We start from the raw sequence: 16,370 nt of genomic DNA on the forward strand, positions 1-16,370 counted from the left end.
AGAATTATCCAAGTGAACTTATTCGAAAGGAAGTATTTGAAATCGCTATTCTCACCAGACAAGAGGGTGATAAAACAAGAGGAACCTCAATTGAGGTTCCTCTTGTGATTTTTGTGGGACAGCAGTGAGCGTAACGCTCCTTTTTTTATCGGTGATCTATGAAAAAACGCTACTCGGCTTTGTCTATTGTTGCGCCATCTGGTTCGAACATTGCGTGTGGGCTTAAAACGCTTGAAGTCCGCTCATGGCAGCCCGAACATTTGCCTTTAAAAGATTTAGTGATCGTGGAAAATCAACGCTACTTACATGAAAGCGGAGAAGAAGATTTTGGACGTGCGGTGGCGATGGTCGATGTGTATGACGTTCATGCATGGACTGAAAATGAGATAGAGCAAGCGCAGGCGACATATTGGGCAGCAGGATATTGGGCTTGGCGTCTAGAAAATATCAGGATGATCCATTGGGATATGCCTGTTCCTGCCAAGCGTGACATTTATTTAATTGAAATCGATCATCCATAATATTTATTGTGAATTTCCTAAAAATCCGTTTAAGCTTATTCATGTAGAAAAATGCCAAAATTTAGGGAATTGTTCATGTCTCGTGTTGCTCGCTTTCATGCTGATCGTACCAATCAAAAGTTATATTTTACCCGTCTTGCATGTCAGCAAGCTGAGCAGACCGATCATGTTCAACAAGCTCAGGCTTATCGCGAAGCAGCAGTTTTTCATTTGCATGGTGCAGTACTTGCGTTTTTACAAGAGTTGGTGCGTTACTATCGTTTAAATGATCCTGCGCCCACGTTAAAGTCGATTGAAACGCTGATGGCTGAAAAAGGTCAGGTATCACCTGAAGTGACTGTTATGCAGCAATTGGCAAAGCAGGGCTTTATTGCAGAGCTGAAACGCGCACATCGTATGTGTCAATATGCACCTGAACCGTCTGCACCAGAGCCAGAAGATGAAACGTCTTCAAATTTAATTATTAAAGTTACCCAAACACCGCAAGCATGGTTGCCAGATACCGCTATTTTGCGTGAATGGCATCGTGATCTAACTCAATTAATTGATGGATTTCGTAACGAGATGGTGGAGTTCTAATTGGACTATTGCTACTTGAAATAAATTTATTTAACCCGATATAAGATTATCTAAGTAATACAAAGTGCAGATGCCTTTATCACCATGTTGCGCATGGAGGGATATATGTCTATAGAACAGTTGAAAGAACTCTTTGGGAACCAGGAAGCAATTTTAGAGCTGGTTCAATTGGAAGGTGGTGAGTTGGCATTGCGTAATGCAGGCTCAGAAAAAGAGCCTTTGGTGACTATCCAATTCAATGAAGAATTACGCAATATTTTGGGCGATCAAATGAGTGTGATCGCTCAGCAAATGATTCAGGCTGCATTGTTTGGTTTGTTAGAAAAACAAGTGGATGAATGGCATGCCGAAGTGGTTGATGAAAAGCCCAAATATATGAGCTAATCATATAGCTGCTGACTTTGCGGATCATGATAATGAAAACGCACCTTTCGGTGCGTTTTTTTATGCCCAAAATGACACTTAGACTGTGCCCAGTTCAGTAGGTGAGATCAGTATCGAACCTAAAAATACAATAAAGACCCCGATGAGCTGTAAGAAAAAAGGATTTTTGGCATCTTGCCAATACAGAATCAGAAAGACGATGGAAATGGGATAAAACAATAGACAGCCCAGTCCCCATAAAATACTGGTTTTAAATGCAGCGATGAGAAAGCCCAGACCGCCAATTAAAATAATGGCAAGGCCTAAATAGAGGATGTACATGTTTTTCTCGTTTCTTGTTTGAAGTATTTAACATGATGCTTCGTTTGATGCTCATTTTATCAATATGTTTTTTAAATTCAATTATTTGTAATTTTAAAATTACTGAATTATATCAATTAAAAAAAGGCGATGCTTTAATGCATCGCCTTTTGGGTTTTGCTCATAAGAACTTAATTAGGCACTTAGTTTAGTGTGTCGGAGTTTGGTGATGGGCAATTTGGATTTGATTTAAAATATGATTGCTCATATTTTTCGCCATTTCCTCTTTGGCATAATAAACCTCACCGATATTGTCACGACGAATGACTTCAGCTTCTTCTTTACTTTCCGCACACACCAATACTTGGATAGAAGGATTCAGCATTTTGGCAATATCGACAATTTTATGAATATCTAAAATATCCATAGGTGAAATGACCAAAAGGCGTGCGTGTTGAATATGGGCCTGAATTAAAACACCCGGTTCTGTTGCTACACCGGATACCGCAGCGATGCCTTTTTCCCGCAAGTTTTCCACGATTTCACGGTTTTCTTCAGCAATAACCACTTTAATGTTTTCATTCATTAATTCACGGGTAATACGACGACCGACTTCACCATGACCAATTAGTACCACCTGATCACGTAGATAATCCTGTGAGACCTCATCCGGCAACATAGCTAATGGGTCACTACTACGTTCCAGTAATCGGGCCAAATTCGAGCGCTCACGGATGAGTCGCTGCATAGGCTCGATGGCTGAAAATACAAATGAGTTGAGTGTAATCGAGATTAAGGCACCTGCCAGTATCAGGTTTTGTCCTTCCATAGAAAGGAGGTTTAGAGATACACCTAAGGTCGCCAAAATAAATGAGAACTCACCAATTTGCGCCAAGCTTGCCCCAACGGTTAATGCGGTATTGATGGGGTAGCGGAAGAACAACACCAATGCCATTGCAGCTATGGTCTTACCAATCATGATAATGCCGACCACAGCTAAGACGTGAAGCGGTTGTTCAATCAAGATCCGTGGATCAAACAGCATGCCAACGGAGACGAAAAACAGAATCGAAAAAATTTCACGAAGCGGAAGGGTTTCTTCTTCTGCACGGTGACTAAAGTCAGACTCTTTGACCACCATGCCGGCAAAAAATGCGCCCAGTGCCATGGATACACCAAATACCTTGTAGGCACCAAAGGCAATAGACACGGCTGCTGCAACCACGGTGAGCGTGAATAATTCACGTGAGCCTAAGCGTGCAACCACTTGCATAATCATTGGCACTAAACGTTTACCAATGATCAGCATGAAGGCAATAAAGCCAGCAACTTTGAGTAAAGTTAGACCTAAGGTCAGCCAAATATTTTCATCAGCACTGCTTTCTGTGAGCGGTTGGCCGCCAAGGAGTACGGCAGTAGCAGGCAGAAGGACGAGGACCAAAACCATCACCAAGTCTTCAACCAAGAGCCAACCCACGGCAATTTTACCATTGACGGAGTTGAGCAAGCCTCGATCACCTAAGGCTTTGAGTAGAACGACAGTACTTGCACACGACAAACTTAAGCCAAACACTAAAGCTGAACCCATGCTCCAGCCCCAAAGCATGGAAATTCCCATACCGAGTAAGGTCGCCACTGCAATTTGTAAAATGGCACCGGGGAGGGCAATACGACGGACTTGCATCAAATCATTGAGTGAAAAGTGCATACCCACGCCAAACATCAGGAACATGACACCGAGTTCGGCCAATTGGTTAGCGAGATGGATATCGCCAACTACCCCTGGTGTGTTTGGGCTAATAATAATACCGGCAATCAGATAGCCGATGAGGGGAGGAAGTCGCAGGCGTGCAGCAATATAGCCAAAAATTAAGGCAAAACCAAAGCCAACAGCAAGTAATATTATGAGTTCTACATCATGAGGCACTAAAAACTCCTTAAGCCTAAGTTAAGGGTAAAAAAGACAAGCACAAAAAGTGCCAAAAAGCATTTTGAAAGTTTAGCAATTCGAATAAAAAAAATGCAAAAAAAAACGACCTAAGTAGGTCGTTTTTTTCAAAAAACTAAAATTATTTGATTTTAGCTTCTTTGAAGATTACGTGTTGACGGATTTTTGGATCAAATTTTTTGATTTCCATTTTTTCCGGCATAGTACGTTTGTTCTTAGTGGTAGTGTAGAAATAACCTGTACCAGCAGAAGAAACTAGGCGAATTTTATCACGCATGTTCGTAGCTCCTTAGATCTTTTGACCTTGAGCACGTAGGTCAGCAACAACCTTTTCGATGCCCAATTTGTCGATAATACGCATACCTTTAGTAGTTAGACGAAGACGTACGAAACGTTTTTCGCTTTCTAACCAAAAACGGTGGTGATGCAGGTTCGGCTCGAACCGGCGTTTAGTTTTGTTGTTGGCGTGTGAGACGTTGTTACCAACGACTGGACGCTTGCCGGTAACTTGGCAAACCTTAGACATGGTGTAACTCCATTGATTTAGCCAACAGCAAATCTGTATGGCCAGTCAAAAAAAACATTGAATTCATTCAAGGGGCGTTTTATATCAAAAATGCGCTTAAAAGACAAGCGATTTTGCATAAAACGAACGATCACCTAGTGTGATCGTTCATGCCTTGATCGTTTATCGAAGAAGTGTCTTCGAAATCAGTTTGTGGATCGGCTTATTGAACGGTGGAAGAATGAATTTCAAACTATAGAGTTTTGGATTCGACATCACCGAGCGTTCATGCGACAAACTGAAGAAACCTTCTGGACCATGATATTTACCCATACCCGAAGCCCCCACACCGCCAAACGGCAGGTCATCTTGAGCAACATGGGTTAATACCGTGTTTTGTCCGAAATGTCCTGAATGGGTACGTGTTGCGACATAGTCGGCACGTGCCTGATCAAAGTCGAAATAGTATAAAGCAAGTGGACGAGGACGGCTATTAATAAAAGCAATAACCTCGTCAATTTGATCATATTCCATGATCGGAAGGATCGGACCGAAGATTTCATGCTGCATAATTTGCATGTCTGGAGTGACACCGGTTAAAACAGTAGGTGCAATTTTACGTACAGCATCCACATCTTCATTTTGTGGGTTAAAACTGATGATTTGTGCGCCTTGATCACGTGCATCTTCTAAATAACCTTGTAGGCGGTTGTACTGCTTGTCATTAATAATCGAGGTGTAGTCCTGATTATGGGCAATACTTGGGTACATGGCTTCAACGCACACTTTATAGTGATCTAAAAATTCAGCCGTTTTACCACGAGGTAAGAACACATAGTCAGGTGCAACACAAGTTTGACCTGCATTCCAAAGTTTACCAACAGCAAGACGCTGTGCGACATCTGCTAGGTCAATAGACGGATGAACCAATACAGGTGACTTTCCGCCTAATTCTAAAATCACCGGAACTAAATTTTCAGACGCTGCCGCCATGACGGTTTTACCGACATTGGTCGAGCCAGTAAAAATCATTTTGTCGAAGGCAAGGTGACTAAACGCATCTGAAATTGGGCCACCACCGTTGACGACTGCGACCAATTCTTGAGGAAATGCTTCTGCGAGGGCTTTTTCGAGCACATCACCAAATGCCGTAGAGGCACTCGAAATTTTGATCATGGCATGGTTGCCCGCAGCCAAAGCACAAATCAGTGGGCCTATAGAAAGAAGCAGTGGGTAGTTCCATGGCGTAATAATGCCGACGACACCAAGTGGTTGATATTGCACCCATGCTTTTGCAGGTTGGTGAATAATCCCGACATGGCGTTTGGATGGTTTCATCCAGTCTGTCAAATGCTTGCTATAATATTTGATGTGTTCAAGACAGGTAAGTAACTCACCAATCTTGGTTTCACCGATAGAACGGTTACCATAGTCTTGATTAATTGCATCAGCAAATTGATCTTGATACTTAACTAAGATACGCTTAAGCCGAGCCAAACGGTCAATACGTTCCTTCGCTGTAGGCAATGGGTAACGTAAATACGCTTGTTTCTGCTGTTCCAACATATTGTTGAGATGCTGGTGATCAAAAGAATGTGGTGTCATTGAAGTTGTTTTTGTCTGACTATTCATGTCGCACGACCATATCCAAATTAGCGATTAATTAATTTTTAGAGTAAATACTCTAAATAGTCAAGTTACTTTATGTGTTAGTGTTCTAATGCTTTGAAATAAATGGTTGTTTTAGGATGTCTCACACCAAAACCTTAAAAACGAAAGAACGTATTTTGCAGCTGAGTTTGCAGTTGTTTAATGAGCGTGGCGAGCGTTCAGTGACAACCAATCATATTGCTGCTGAACTGGGAATGAGCCCAGGTAACTTGTATTACCATTTCCGAAATAAAAGTGAAATTATTAAGGAATTAATGGAGCAATATCAGCATGAAACGCTAGAAATGTTAGCGCTTCCTGATGATCGTCAGCTTGATGCCAATGATAAAATTCGCTATTTCCAAGTGTTAAGTAGCCAATTATGGGCTTATCGCTTTTTACATCGTGATGTTTATCACTTGGTCGAAAATAATGAAGATTTCCGCAAAATGTATCCACGTTTTGCCGGTCAAGTCATGCAACAAGGGCAGAAAATTTATCGTGCCTTTGTTGACGCAGGCTTAATGCAGATGACCGATTCTGAAATTGAGGCCTTAACCATTAACTTGTGGATCGTGCTGACCAACTGGACCAACTTCCTTTATATGTCTGGCCATATTACTGACTCAAACACTTTGGAAGAAAAGTGGGTGTGGCAAGCACTACGACAAATGGTGTTCTTAGAAGGTGCATATCTACGTGGTGAAAGCCGTGAAACCTATGAGCGATTGCTCGAAACTTTAGGGCCGTCGGACTTATTTGCAAGTCTTTCAAACGCAAAGCATCAGGTTACTGAATAAGACTATTTAGTCTGGCTTTAAAAAGCGTTAGAATACTCGGCTCTTTTTTCAATTTAACTGATTAGTGATATAAACCAACATGAATATGTCGACCGCTAACACAGCACGCTTACTCATTACCTGTGAAGATAAACCGGGGATTGTGCAAGCTGTATCGAGCTTTTTGTATCATCAGGGAGCAAATATTACCGCACTTGATCAATACGCGACTGAAGCTCAAGGGGGGCGATACTTCATGCGTGTTGAGTTCGAATTGGACAATTTACAAAGCCGTAAAGAAAGTCTAACTCAAACATTTGCGAGCAATGTTGCTGAGCGTTACAACATGCACTGGCGTTTAGCTTTAGTCAGTGATGTGAAGAAAGTCGGTATCTTGGTGTCTAAAGTTGACCATGCATTGCTTGAACTGTTGTGGCGTCATGCACGTGGTGGTTTGCCATGTGAAATCACCAAAGTCGTGTCTAACCACGATGCTTTACGTGAATCTGTAGAAAATTTCGGTATTCCGTTTGAAGTTGTTCCTGTAAACAAAGAAAACAAACGTGAAGCTTATGAGCAAATTGATCAATTGATGCAAGGCAATGATTTATTGGTTCTTGCTCGTTATATGCAAATTTTAGACGAAGAATTTGTTCAAAAGTGGGAGATGAAAGTGATCAACATTCACCATTCATTCCTCCCAGCCTTTGTTGGTGCGAACCCATATAAGCAAGCGCATGAAAAAGGCGTGAAACTGATTGGTGCAACAGCGCACTATGTGACTGCTGATCTTGACCAAGGTCCGATTATTGAGCAAGACGTAGAGCGTGTCAGTCACGACTTTACCGTTGAACAATTGCGTGAGTTAGGTCAGGACGTAGAGCGTAATGTACTCGCACGTGCAGTCAAATGGCATCTTGAAGATCGTATTATTGTCGATGGTAATAAAACTGTTGTATTTCAATAAAACGAGATGAATTTTTGAATAAAAGGGCATACTTTAGGTATGCCTTTTTTATATTATGATTAAAAAAAGTCATTAAATCTGACGAATTAATAGTTGCAAATGAAAACACTTCTCATTTATTATTGCCGTACTTTAATTGTGCTAACCGATGAGCATGATTGTATTTTTGACAAAATAAATGCAATCGCTTCTTCAAGGTAACTGAGTTTAATGAGTCAATCTCCCGCTCCAATGATGCAATCACCTAACCCGATGAAAAAGAAAATCATTACTGCGCTTCTCGCTGTTGTGGTAGGGCATATGGGGGTATTGTGGGCGGTCAGCAATATGAAAGCACCAGAACTTAAACCGATCGAAAAAGATCCGATTAAAGTTCGCTTTGTGAAGATTGTTGAAGAGAAAAAACCTGAACCTCCGAAGCCAAAACCAGAACCGAAGAAAGAGCCACCAAAGCCAAAAGAAGTTAAAATTGTAGATAAGCCTTTACCACCTCCACCGAAGAAAGTGGAAAAAGTGGAACAGGTGAAAAAGAAAGATGCGCCGAAACCAACTGTTGAAGCGGTCAAAAACGTACCACCAACACCTGTTGTTTCAACTGTGGTTTCTGAAACGAAAGTCGTTCGTGTTGAACCAACACCTCCGGCACCTGTTGCACCACCACCTGCGCCTCCAGCACCACCTGCGCCACCGACACCTAAAATAGTCAGCATCGGTAATGGTGTCAGTTGGATTAAGAAACCTAATGTTCAATTTGAAGATGGTGAATTAAAAGCGTCGTGTACAGTTGAAGTTGCGATTGCAGCAAGTGCTGAAGGTAAAGTCGAATCAGCAACGATTAAAAACTCGACTTGTGGCGCTGCTGTAAACCGTAAAGTGACTGCTGCAGTGAAGCGTGCACGTTTATCCAAATATATTGATAATGGTGTGGCAACTCCGACGCGAGTTGATCAACCATTTAACTTTAAACTTAATTAAGATTCCGGCTAACCCATTAGGAGTTCGAATATGAACTTTTCAGTTTATTGGCAACATGCAGATGCAGTCAGCAAAACACTGTATTTCGTGTTACTTGCAATGTCGATTGCGACTTGGACGATCTTCGTTCTTCGTATTATGGGCACACGTCAGCTCAAGCAAGTGGCATATAACCACCTTGCAGATGCACTAAGCAAACTGAAAGCGAAATTTGCTCCTTTGGCTTTTGAACAACGTAAGGCTGTGGCTGAACAAGCATTACTACGTCAAATTTCGGTAGAAAAAGCTAATGCTGAAAAAGGCGTATCTGTATTGGGTACGATTGCTTCAATTGCACCGTTCGTAGGTTTGTTCGGTACAGTGTGGGGTATTTTCCATGCCCTTGTAGCAGTGGGTAAAAGCGGTCAAGCGGGTTTAGCGCAAGTGGCAACTCCAGTCGGTGAAGCTTTGATCATGACCGGTCTTGGTTTGGCTGTGGCGATTCCTGCGGTATTGGCTTATAACATCTGTGTTCGTTTTAACCGTACACTGTCGAATGAATTGCAAGATCAAGCACATGGTTTATTGATTGACACCATGTTGCAGCAAGATTCTGCTGCGAAGAAAGAAGACGTGAAAACTGCGCAGCAAAGTTTAGCTGGAGGTCAAGCTTAATGGCTTTTCAATTGGGTGAAGACAACGATGCTGGCATGAATGAGATGAACCTCATTCCGCTCATCGATATTATGTTGGTATTGATGATCATCTTCTTGGTGACTGCGACTGTTGCCAACCCATCAATTCCATTAACCTTGCCACAAACGACTGCAGAAGTGATTGATCTGCCGCCTGAAAGCGTAACTATCAGCATTAACTCAGCGGGTGATATCGCTTGGAATGGTGATATTGTCACGCTCGAAGATTTAGAAAGTCGTCTAAATACAGCTGGTCAGCAAGAACGTAAGCCTGCATTGGTCTTAAAAGCTGATAAAGAATCACGTTATGACACAGTTGCGCAAGTGATGTCGCGTGCGAGTGGAGCCGGACTCAGCGATATCGCCTTTGCCAGTGATAACTAAGCACTGAGCAAAGATAACTAAAAAAAGCGACTGAAATGTCGCTTTTTTTATGTCTTTATTTTGAAAATAGATGCCGTTTAATTAGATCACTCAGGTTTGAGTAGGTCTTGAAATTTGCTACGTAATTTCATGAGTTTAGGTGGTATTGAAAAATTACAATAACCTTGGTTTGGGTTACGTGCAAAGAAGTTCTGATGATATTCTTCGGCAGGGTAGAAGGTTGGCATTGGACTCAGTTCAGTCACGATATTGACGCCTTCAGCTTTTAATTCTTCAATACGTTGTTCAGCGATTTGCTTTTGTGATTCGTCCTGATAGAAAATCACTGATCGATACTGTGTGCCGACATCATTGCCTTGACGGTTCAGCGTGGTTGGATCGTGGGTTGCGAAAAATACATCCAGCAATTGGCTAAAACTGATTTGGCTGTCATCAAAATTGATCTGAATGACTTCTGCATGTTGGGTATTTCCCTCACAGATTTGCTCATAGCTTGGATGCTGAGTAATTCCCCCTGCATAACCACTGACAACTGTTTGCACGCCCTGAAGTTGTAGAAAAACTGCTTCTACACACCAAAAGCATCCACCACCAAATACCGCTTGTTGCATAGTGAAATCCTATCTTGTTCCCTGATGTTTAATATGGGGTTATAGCTAAAAACTGCAATGTACGTCTGTATACTAATCACAAGTTTATGTGCATTAAATGTCTCTGGCATGACTGAACAGTGAATAAAAAAGTCTGCCGAAGCAGACTTTTAAAATGATTTAACGCGGTTGAACAGCGCTTTCATATTGAATTAATAAATTGCCATGACGGTCTAGTAATTTCAATGTTTTTCCAAATACTTGATAATGCGTTACTTTTTCGAGTGCTGCATGGTACTGTCGGTCTAGCCCATTGTTATTGAGACAAGCCATCTGTGTCGCTGCAATCGGGCCAAACGTTATGGTGTCTTTGCCAGCATTATAGCCGCCCATTATACGATTACAGCCATCTGCACCTGAGACACGTTTTGAAGCCGCATCGAATTGAATGCTTGGAATATTATGCGCATTGGGTGCTGTTTTGATTGGGGTGTTGCCAATCTGAGTGGCAATCCAAGTACGGTTTTGTAATAGGTTTAAATTTTCAGTTATGGTGTTGTCTTGTGCAGGCATGCTTTCACAGCCTGTCACCACTAAAGTTGAAACCAAAGTTGCAGCAACAAATATTTGTTTTAGCATCGGAATTTCCCCGTGGAAGCATTTCAATTATCTAAGCAAATATCGCACAGATAAGCTAGCCATATTTGTATCAATATTTAAGAATTACAATTGATTGGCGCTTGGATTAGACTGTGAATGCGGCAAACCTTGTCGAATTAATTTGGAATATTGTTCACTGCTCAGTTGCTTAATTTGAGAGACGCGGGGGTTAACATGGGCTTTTTGATACCATGTTTTCATATCCCAATTTTGGTCTATGGCATGGAGGTCGTGCAAATAATTCGGCAAATAACCGGATGCAAATAAGCGGTAATCGGTTGGAAGTTGATGTTTGGAAACCGCTTGAATCATGTCAAACACCAGTGTTGTACAATTACTAGTGAGTGTGTTGTACCATTTGGGTTGAGTCTGCAGTTCATCGGCTTTATGTAGATATTCAATAAACAGCGCCTGCATTTCAGATTTTGGCATGTTTACGGGGAAGAAATAGACCTGTTCTCCGCGTGTATTGCTGCGGGTATAGATAATATCTTTTTCATCTGATGCAATGAGGCTCAGTTCATATTTACGGAAAAAACCACCAATCGCAGAGAATTCTTCATTTTTCTCTTTGCGAATTTCAATCGAAAACGTCAGCGGTGGTCGGTCAGCAAAATCAAAAGTGACCAGTGTATGGGCAATTTGCGGTCCCATCCAATACGAGGTAATGATGTTGACGCCATTGATTTGACTCAGGTCATATTGGCGGGTTTCCCAGTGCGGGGTATAGCTGCCATCGGCATGCCAGTCGAAATTACGCACATTGTGCAAGGTGACAAGATTGCCTTGCTTTTCATAATGTAGAATTTCTGCTACTTCAGGATTCCATTCACGATCTTGGCGTGCTTCCATGCCAAAATACCAAAATAGACCACAGATAAAGCCCACAATATAAATCAAGACATCTTTACGACGGCTAAAAAAGTGTTGGGTAATATAGATGCCTAAAATGCTCAGGGCGAAAGCAATCCAGATCCCAATGATAATGCGGCTGCCTAACCAGCCTGCCGGTTGCTGTATCCACAGGGCGGCACAGAGCCAAATCGAAGAACAGAGGACAAACACACTAAATAGAGAATGAAGAATACTTCGCCCTATTTTTTTGAACATTGCTTGTTGGTCACTCTGTTGCATATTTTTCTTTTAGCTTAAGATTTTTCTTTATTTTCGGTAAGTTGCGAACTCAAAAGCAATCCCAGTTTTGTCGTCGATATGTTGTTCTGACGCCACTTTTTGAAAGTCCGCAGGAATTTCAGGATAATGCGCATCACCTTGAACATCGAGTTCAACATGCGTGAGTTCTAAACGGTCTGCGATGCCGATGGTTTGCTTAAAAATTTCACCACCACCAATAATAAACAAACTCGTTGGTTTTTCTGAACTCGCGACATCAGCAACAGCTTGCGTTAACGCCTCGTCGATACTATATGCGACTTTGGTGCCTTCAAATGACCAATTGCTATCTCGTGTAATGACCCAATTGACACGCTTCGGTAGGGTACGTCCCATAGACTCTAGGGTTTTGCGTCCCATGACCACCACACCGCCTTGGGTGATGGCTTTAAAGTGCTGTAAATCGGCAGATATATGCCACGGCAAATCATTACCTTTACCAATGCAGCGCTGCTGATCCATAGCGACAACGTGCACGATTTCTAAATTTTGAAATGCCATAGTTTGAACTCAAATAGCCGAATTATTTGTCGTCTATTAGAATGCAAAATCCCGCTTGAGGTAAAGCGGGATTTTGCTTTTCACTTGGGATTTCTGAAATTAAACCGCAACAGGGGCTTTAATCGCAGGATGTGATTCATAACCTACGATTTCAATATCTTCAAATTTAAAATCGAAAAGATCGGTAATTTCAGGATTGAGTTTTAATTGGCACAGACCCATTGGTTCACGTGTCAATTGCAACTGCGCTTGTTCGAAATGGTTGGCATATAAATGTGTATCCCCACCGGTCCAAACGAAGTCACCTACACCTAGACCACAAACTTGCGCAATCATATGTGTTAACAGGGCATAGCTGGCAATGTTAAACGGCACACCCAGGAAAACGTCAGCACTACGTTGATATAATTGGCAAGATAATTTTCCGTTTTGAACAAAAAATTGAAACAAGGTATGGCATGGTGGCAATGCAACATTACCTGCCTCATTTGGGTTCCAACCAGACACGATTAGACGACGAGAGTTAGGATTGGTTTTGATTTCATTGACCAACCATTTAATTTGGTCAAAACCATCTTGTTCATATAGGCCATCGGCTTTTTGGGTTGCACCGAAATTACGCCATTGATGACCGTAAACAGGACCTAATTCGCCAGCAGGACGACCAAAACGCGCAGTTTGTTCTGCTGTAGACCATTCATCCCAAATGGAAACTTTATTGTCTTGCAAATATTGAACATTGGTATCGCCTTTAAGGAACCACAACAGTTCAATCACGATAGAGCGGAAATGAACTTTTTTGGTGGTGAGTAAAGGGAAACCTTGAGAAAGATCGAAGCGCATTTGATGACCAAATACAGAACGTGTTCCCGTACCCGTACGGTCGCCCTTGTCGCCGCCGTTGTCGAGAATGTGTTGTAAAAGGTCTAAATACTGGCGCATGTCTCTCTCATAATTTGCTAAATTTCTTGTGGCACATATTAGCTTGTTTTGCGTGAGGAAGGAACTGCGATGGGTACTTGAATATGGTCAGGTTTAAAAAATCAAAATCATACGGTGTTTATTTGGTGATGAGAAAATTTTGTAGGCAACAAGCGCTGGATTTTCTGAGTTGAAGACGTCTATTCATAACAACTACATCAAGTGTTAACGAGACTATATGTCTGTTAAATCAAGCATGAGCTTAGAAGACTTAAGCTCTATTGTTTACATATTAAGCGATGTTACATTCGCAGCGTTGAAAAAAATACAGATAAGTTTGATTAGAAAATAAACGTGATTTTTCTCATTGTGAAGAGATGATTTTGGGCTATTATTTCTGAATAAGAGTTTGATATCAAAAATAAATATATTTGAATTAAAAATAGACGGTCGTATTTAAATGTGAAGATTTGTTTAAGAAATCTTACATTTTTTACATGAAAAAACATGATTTACGCGGTACTATCACCCTCGTTAAAATTTTTGAATGCCTAAATATAGGCGGGAGTGTGGGTTAAAGAATGGCTTATGATCACAATGTAAACTTGAGTGAAGTGCATGCTCCAGTTCAGGCAAATATCATAATTCGTTCTCAGGCGAGTAAAAATACGGGCAAGTCCAATACCACTCAAAAAGCAGCGACTAAAAATGTGGTATCCCGCAATGGTCAGCGTATCGATATCGATCGTTTGACTGGATTTTTACAAGGCATTACCCGCCAAAGAAGTACTCAGAAATGTGCCCGCAGTGTTCGTTTAGCACTTGAGTCCGCAGGGGCACGTTTTAACGGTCACCCCGTTGCCGCAGCAGATTGGGGCAGCACATTACAAAAAATTGGTTATCAAAAAATTAATTTAGCGTTTGATCGACCAAAGAAAGGCGATATTTATATTATCGACCGCAATCAAAGTAGCCGTTATGGTCATATCGCAGCATATTCAGGTAAGGATTGGGTGTCTGATTATCGTCAAGCGGGTTATGCGGTCTATCGAACTCCAAATGTGAAATACAGCTATTACCGCTTAGCGGATTAACAGCCCATGGCTGCAAAAAGGTTAGTCTTCAAACCTTTTTGCACGCTGACTGTAGATCGAGACGATAAATAATCCAATTGCCGCAAAGCCCATACATTGCAGCGCTAAAATCCAGCGTTGCTCATTGGGTAGAAAATAAATTAAGCACACTAAACATAAAATTGGCAAACTAGCCAAACCCCATTTTAATGACGGAGACAGTGTTTTTAGTTTGTCTTGTCTGAGCTTATAAAGCAGATCAATCATCAAACCAATGGCTAAACTTATGCCCGCAAAGCGGGGATCAAGTTGTTTTTGTTCAGCGCATAGAAAAATAAGCACACAGGTACTGATACAAATGAAGAGCTTGATTTGTCGGTTACAGCGCTCAGAGTACCAAAACGTCAGCATTTAAACTTTACCTTGGGGTGAAGTTTTCTCGTTTTTATTCAGTAGAGAAATCGGGGAGAGCAGGCAGATCGCCAAAGCCATAAAGCCAATGCCTTGAGCACCCGGAATCAAAATTTCACCCTTATTCATGTTGATAAAAACCAATGCTAACAGCAGTGCAATCGGTATCCAGGTCAATAAACGATAGAGCAAACCTGTTGGGTTTTTTGCTGCAAAATGAATCTTGCAATAACGACAAATCAGGAAAATGACGCCTGTACCCATGAACATTAGAATGGCTTGAAGTGTTAGGGGTTCCATCCAATACAGAACACTGGTCAGTACGACCATCGCAATAAAAAACAAGATTTTTTTAAGTACAGAAACGCTGGGGTTAAACCAAAATTCAAGCATGGATCGATAGTTTAAAAATAAGCTGAATAAACTTTAGCACAGATCAGTTGTCTAATTCAGTCACTTCATGTGCAGTAAATGCGTATGAAGGAGTAAATTTCAGCGCATAAAAAAGCGAGGCTTAAACCTCGCTTGCTTAAAGACATTTAGAAAATATTAATGACTTTTTTGTGGACCCCAGTCATAGATTTTTTTCTGGTAGGCATACCACATCATCCATAGGCCAATCAGAATCATCGGAACCGTCAGGAACTGACCTTTACTCATCCATCCAATGAACAGTTGACCATTGTCCGGCTCACGGAAGAATTCAACGGTGAAGCGTGCGATACCATATCCGATAAGGAACAAGGCTGAAACGGCATAACGTGGACGAGGTTTTGAACTAAACCACCACAGCACGATAAACAGAATTAAACCTTCACAGAGTGCTTGATAAAGCTGCGACGGATGGCGCACCAACTGAAGTGGATCGGTTGGGAAGATCATACCGAAAGCAAAATTTGGGTCAGTCACTGCACGACCATATAGTTCGCCACCAATAAAGTTGCCAATACGACCAAACATTAAGCCTGTCGGAACGCAGGGTGCAATAAAGTCGAGGGTCTGGAACCAAGTCATTTTATATTTCTTGCACCACAGTAACATGGCAATCATGACACCAAGGAAACCGCCATGGAAGCTCATGCCGCCTGTCCAAACTTGGAATAGCCACAATGGGTTGGCAAGGAACTGATCGAAACCATAAAAGAAGACATAGCCAAAGCGTCCACCAATCACGACACCTAATGCACCGTAGAAAATCAGGTCAGAGACCATTTCTGCGTTCCAGCCGTCACGTTGTTTTGCGCGGTAGCTTGCCAAGCCCCATGCAAATAAAAAGGCCAATAAATACATCAGACCATACCAGTGAACTTGTAGTGGCCCCAGTGATATCGCCACAGGGTCGATATTTGGATATGTCAGCATTGCTGTTCCTTGT

Annotated in this window: 22 protein-coding genes; 9 read left to right on the top strand and 13 right to left on the bottom strand. The window is 41.7% G+C overall.

Going from position 1 to position 16,370, the window contains the following annotated elements:
- The first annotated feature begins 158 nt into the window (after positions 1–158).
- The 3 genes from FTU16_RS08785 (at position 159) to FTU16_RS08795 (ending at position 1,484) form a co-directional block, all read left to right on the top strand.
- Entirely contained in the window at positions 159–521 is a 363-nt protein-coding gene (locus tag FTU16_RS08785) for an ASCH domain-containing protein (protein ID WP_180010189.1), read from the top strand.
- 75 nt (positions 522–596) lie between these two features.
- Positions 597–1,100, top strand: coding sequence for a DUF6586 family protein (locus FTU16_RS08790; protein ID WP_078189695.1), 504 nt, complete (start codon positions 597–599; stop codon positions 1,098–1,100).
- A 105-nt stretch (positions 1,101–1,205) separates the two neighbouring features.
- The gene (locus tag FTU16_RS08795) at positions 1,206–1,484 is read left to right on the top strand and encodes a hypothetical protein (RefSeq protein ID WP_078192732.1); all 279 of its coding nucleotides are present in this window, start codon (positions 1,206–1,208) and stop codon (positions 1,482–1,484) included.
- Positions 1,485–1,562: 78 nt separating this feature from the next.
- On the opposite strand, the gene FTU16_RS08800 is transcribed toward FTU16_RS08795, so the two are convergent.
- The 5 genes from FTU16_RS08800 to FTU16_RS08820 form a co-directional block, all read right to left on the bottom strand.
- Positions 1,563–1,805 (bottom strand): hypothetical protein, encoded by a 243-nt coding sequence (locus FTU16_RS08800; RefSeq protein WP_078192731.1) that lies wholly within the window; start codon positions 1,803–1,805, stop codon positions 1,563–1,565.
- A gap of 187 nt (positions 1,806–1,992) precedes the next feature.
- Positions 1,993–3,711: a cation:proton antiporter gene (locus FTU16_RS08805; RefSeq protein ID WP_180073299.1), complete on the bottom strand. Its 1,719-nt coding sequence runs from the start codon at positions 3,709–3,711 to the stop codon at positions 1,993–1,995.
- 142 nt (positions 3,712–3,853) lie between these two features.
- Positions 3,854–4,009: a 50S ribosomal protein L33 gene (rpmG, locus tag FTU16_RS08810; RefSeq protein ID WP_001205031.1), complete on the bottom strand. Its 156-nt coding sequence runs from the start codon at positions 4,007–4,009 to the stop codon at positions 3,854–3,856.
- A gap of 12 nt (positions 4,010–4,021) precedes the next feature.
- A complete protein-coding gene (rpmB, locus tag FTU16_RS08815) occupies positions 4,022–4,258 on the bottom strand; it encodes a 50S ribosomal protein L28 (protein ID WP_000048256.1) in 237 nt (78 codons plus the stop codon).
- A 162-nt stretch (positions 4,259–4,420) separates the two neighbouring features.
- Complete coding sequence (locus tag FTU16_RS08820) at positions 4,421–5,869, bottom strand: coniferyl aldehyde dehydrogenase (RefSeq protein ID WP_180163097.1); 1,449 nt, start codon at positions 5,867–5,869, stop codon at positions 4,421–4,423.
- A 116-nt stretch (positions 5,870–5,985) separates the two neighbouring features.
- On the opposite strand from FTU16_RS08820, the gene FTU16_RS08825 reads away from it, so the two are divergent.
- The 5 genes from FTU16_RS08825 to FTU16_RS08845 all read left to right on the top strand — a co-directional run bounded on the left by FTU16_RS08825 (position 5,986) and on the right by FTU16_RS08845 (position 9,666).
- Complete coding sequence (locus FTU16_RS08825) at positions 5,986–6,687, top strand: TetR/AcrR family transcriptional regulator (RefSeq protein WP_078189690.1); 702 nt, start codon at positions 5,986–5,988, stop codon at positions 6,685–6,687.
- Positions 6,688–6,766: 79 nt separating this feature from the next.
- Positions 6,767–7,633, top strand: a complete 867-nt coding sequence (gene purU / locus FTU16_RS08830) for a formyltetrahydrofolate deformylase (protein WP_078192727.1) — start codon at positions 6,767–6,769, stop codon at positions 7,631–7,633.
- Between the two features lie 210 nt (positions 7,634–7,843).
- Positions 7,844–8,608, top strand: a complete 765-nt coding sequence (locus FTU16_RS08835) for a TonB family protein (protein WP_180010194.1) — start codon at positions 7,844–7,846, stop codon at positions 8,606–8,608.
- Positions 8,609–8,638: 30 nt separating this feature from the next.
- Positions 8,639–9,262, top strand: coding sequence for a MotA/TolQ/ExbB proton channel family protein (locus tag FTU16_RS08840; RefSeq protein ID WP_168377886.1), 624 nt, complete (start codon positions 8,639–8,641; stop codon positions 9,260–9,262).
- On the top strand, positions 9,262–9,666 hold the full coding sequence (locus tag FTU16_RS08845) for a biopolymer transporter ExbD (RefSeq protein ID WP_078189686.1): 405 nt from the start codon (positions 9,262–9,264) through the stop codon (positions 9,664–9,666). Before FTU16_RS08840 ends, FTU16_RS08845 begins: the two co-directional genes overlap by 1 nt.
- 86 nt (positions 9,667–9,752) lie before the next feature.
- Here the strand turns inward: FTU16_RS08845 and msrA are convergent, their stop codons facing one another.
- The 5 genes from msrA to thyA form a co-directional block, all read right to left on the bottom strand.
- Positions 9,753–10,277 carry a peptide-methionine (S)-S-oxide reductase MsrA gene (gene msrA / locus FTU16_RS08850; RefSeq protein ID WP_180163098.1) on the bottom strand — a complete coding sequence of 175 codons (525 nt, stop codon included), beginning with the start codon at positions 10,275–10,277 and terminating at the stop codon, positions 9,753–9,755.
- Between the two features lie 159 nt (positions 10,278–10,436).
- On the bottom strand, positions 10,437–10,895 hold the full coding sequence (locus FTU16_RS08855; RefSeq protein WP_168377884.1) for an META domain-containing protein: 459 nt from the start codon (positions 10,893–10,895) through the stop codon (positions 10,437–10,439).
- A gap of 84 nt (positions 10,896–10,979) precedes the next feature.
- Entirely contained in the window at positions 10,980–12,050 is a 1,071-nt protein-coding gene (locus FTU16_RS08860) for a DUF4105 domain-containing protein (RefSeq protein ID WP_168377883.1), read from the bottom strand.
- 27 nt (positions 12,051–12,077) lie between these two features.
- Positions 12,078–12,590, bottom strand: a complete 513-nt coding sequence (locus tag FTU16_RS08865; RefSeq protein ID WP_168377882.1) for a dihydrofolate reductase — start codon at positions 12,588–12,590, stop codon at positions 12,078–12,080.
- 99 nt (positions 12,591–12,689) lie between these two features.
- On the bottom strand, positions 12,690–13,532 hold the full coding sequence (thyA, locus tag FTU16_RS08870; RefSeq protein ID WP_180163099.1) for a thymidylate synthase: 843 nt from the start codon (positions 13,530–13,532) through the stop codon (positions 12,690–12,692).
- 560 nt (positions 13,533–14,092) lie between these two features.
- Between thyA and FTU16_RS08875 the strand changes: the two genes are divergently transcribed.
- A complete protein-coding gene (locus tag FTU16_RS08875; RefSeq protein ID WP_168377881.1) occupies positions 14,093–14,605 on the top strand; it encodes a peptidoglycan amidohydrolase family protein in 513 nt (170 codons plus the stop codon).
- A 21-nt stretch (positions 14,606–14,626) separates the two neighbouring features.
- On the opposite strand, the gene FTU16_RS08880 is transcribed toward FTU16_RS08875, so the two are convergent.
- From FTU16_RS08880 to lgt, 3 genes are all read right to left on the bottom strand, one after another.
- Positions 14,627–14,995 carry a hypothetical protein gene (locus FTU16_RS08880; protein ID WP_180010198.1) on the bottom strand — a complete coding sequence of 123 codons (369 nt, stop codon included), beginning with the start codon at positions 14,993–14,995 and terminating at the stop codon, positions 14,627–14,629.
- Positions 14,996–15,388: a hypothetical protein gene (locus FTU16_RS08885; protein WP_180004560.1), complete on the bottom strand. Its 393-nt coding sequence runs from the start codon at positions 15,386–15,388 to the stop codon at positions 14,996–14,998.
- A gap of 156 nt (positions 15,389–15,544) precedes the next feature.
- Positions 15,545–16,357, bottom strand: coding sequence for a prolipoprotein diacylglyceryl transferase (lgt, locus tag FTU16_RS08890; protein ID WP_180088993.1), 813 nt, complete (start codon positions 16,355–16,357; stop codon positions 15,545–15,547).
- Positions 16,358–16,370: the final 13 nt, after the last annotated feature.

The organism is Acinetobacter sp. YH12069 (genome assembly GCF_013419675.1).
In the GTDB taxonomy this organism is placed as follows: Bacteria; Pseudomonadota; Gammaproteobacteria; order Pseudomonadales; family Moraxellaceae; genus Acinetobacter; species Acinetobacter amyesii.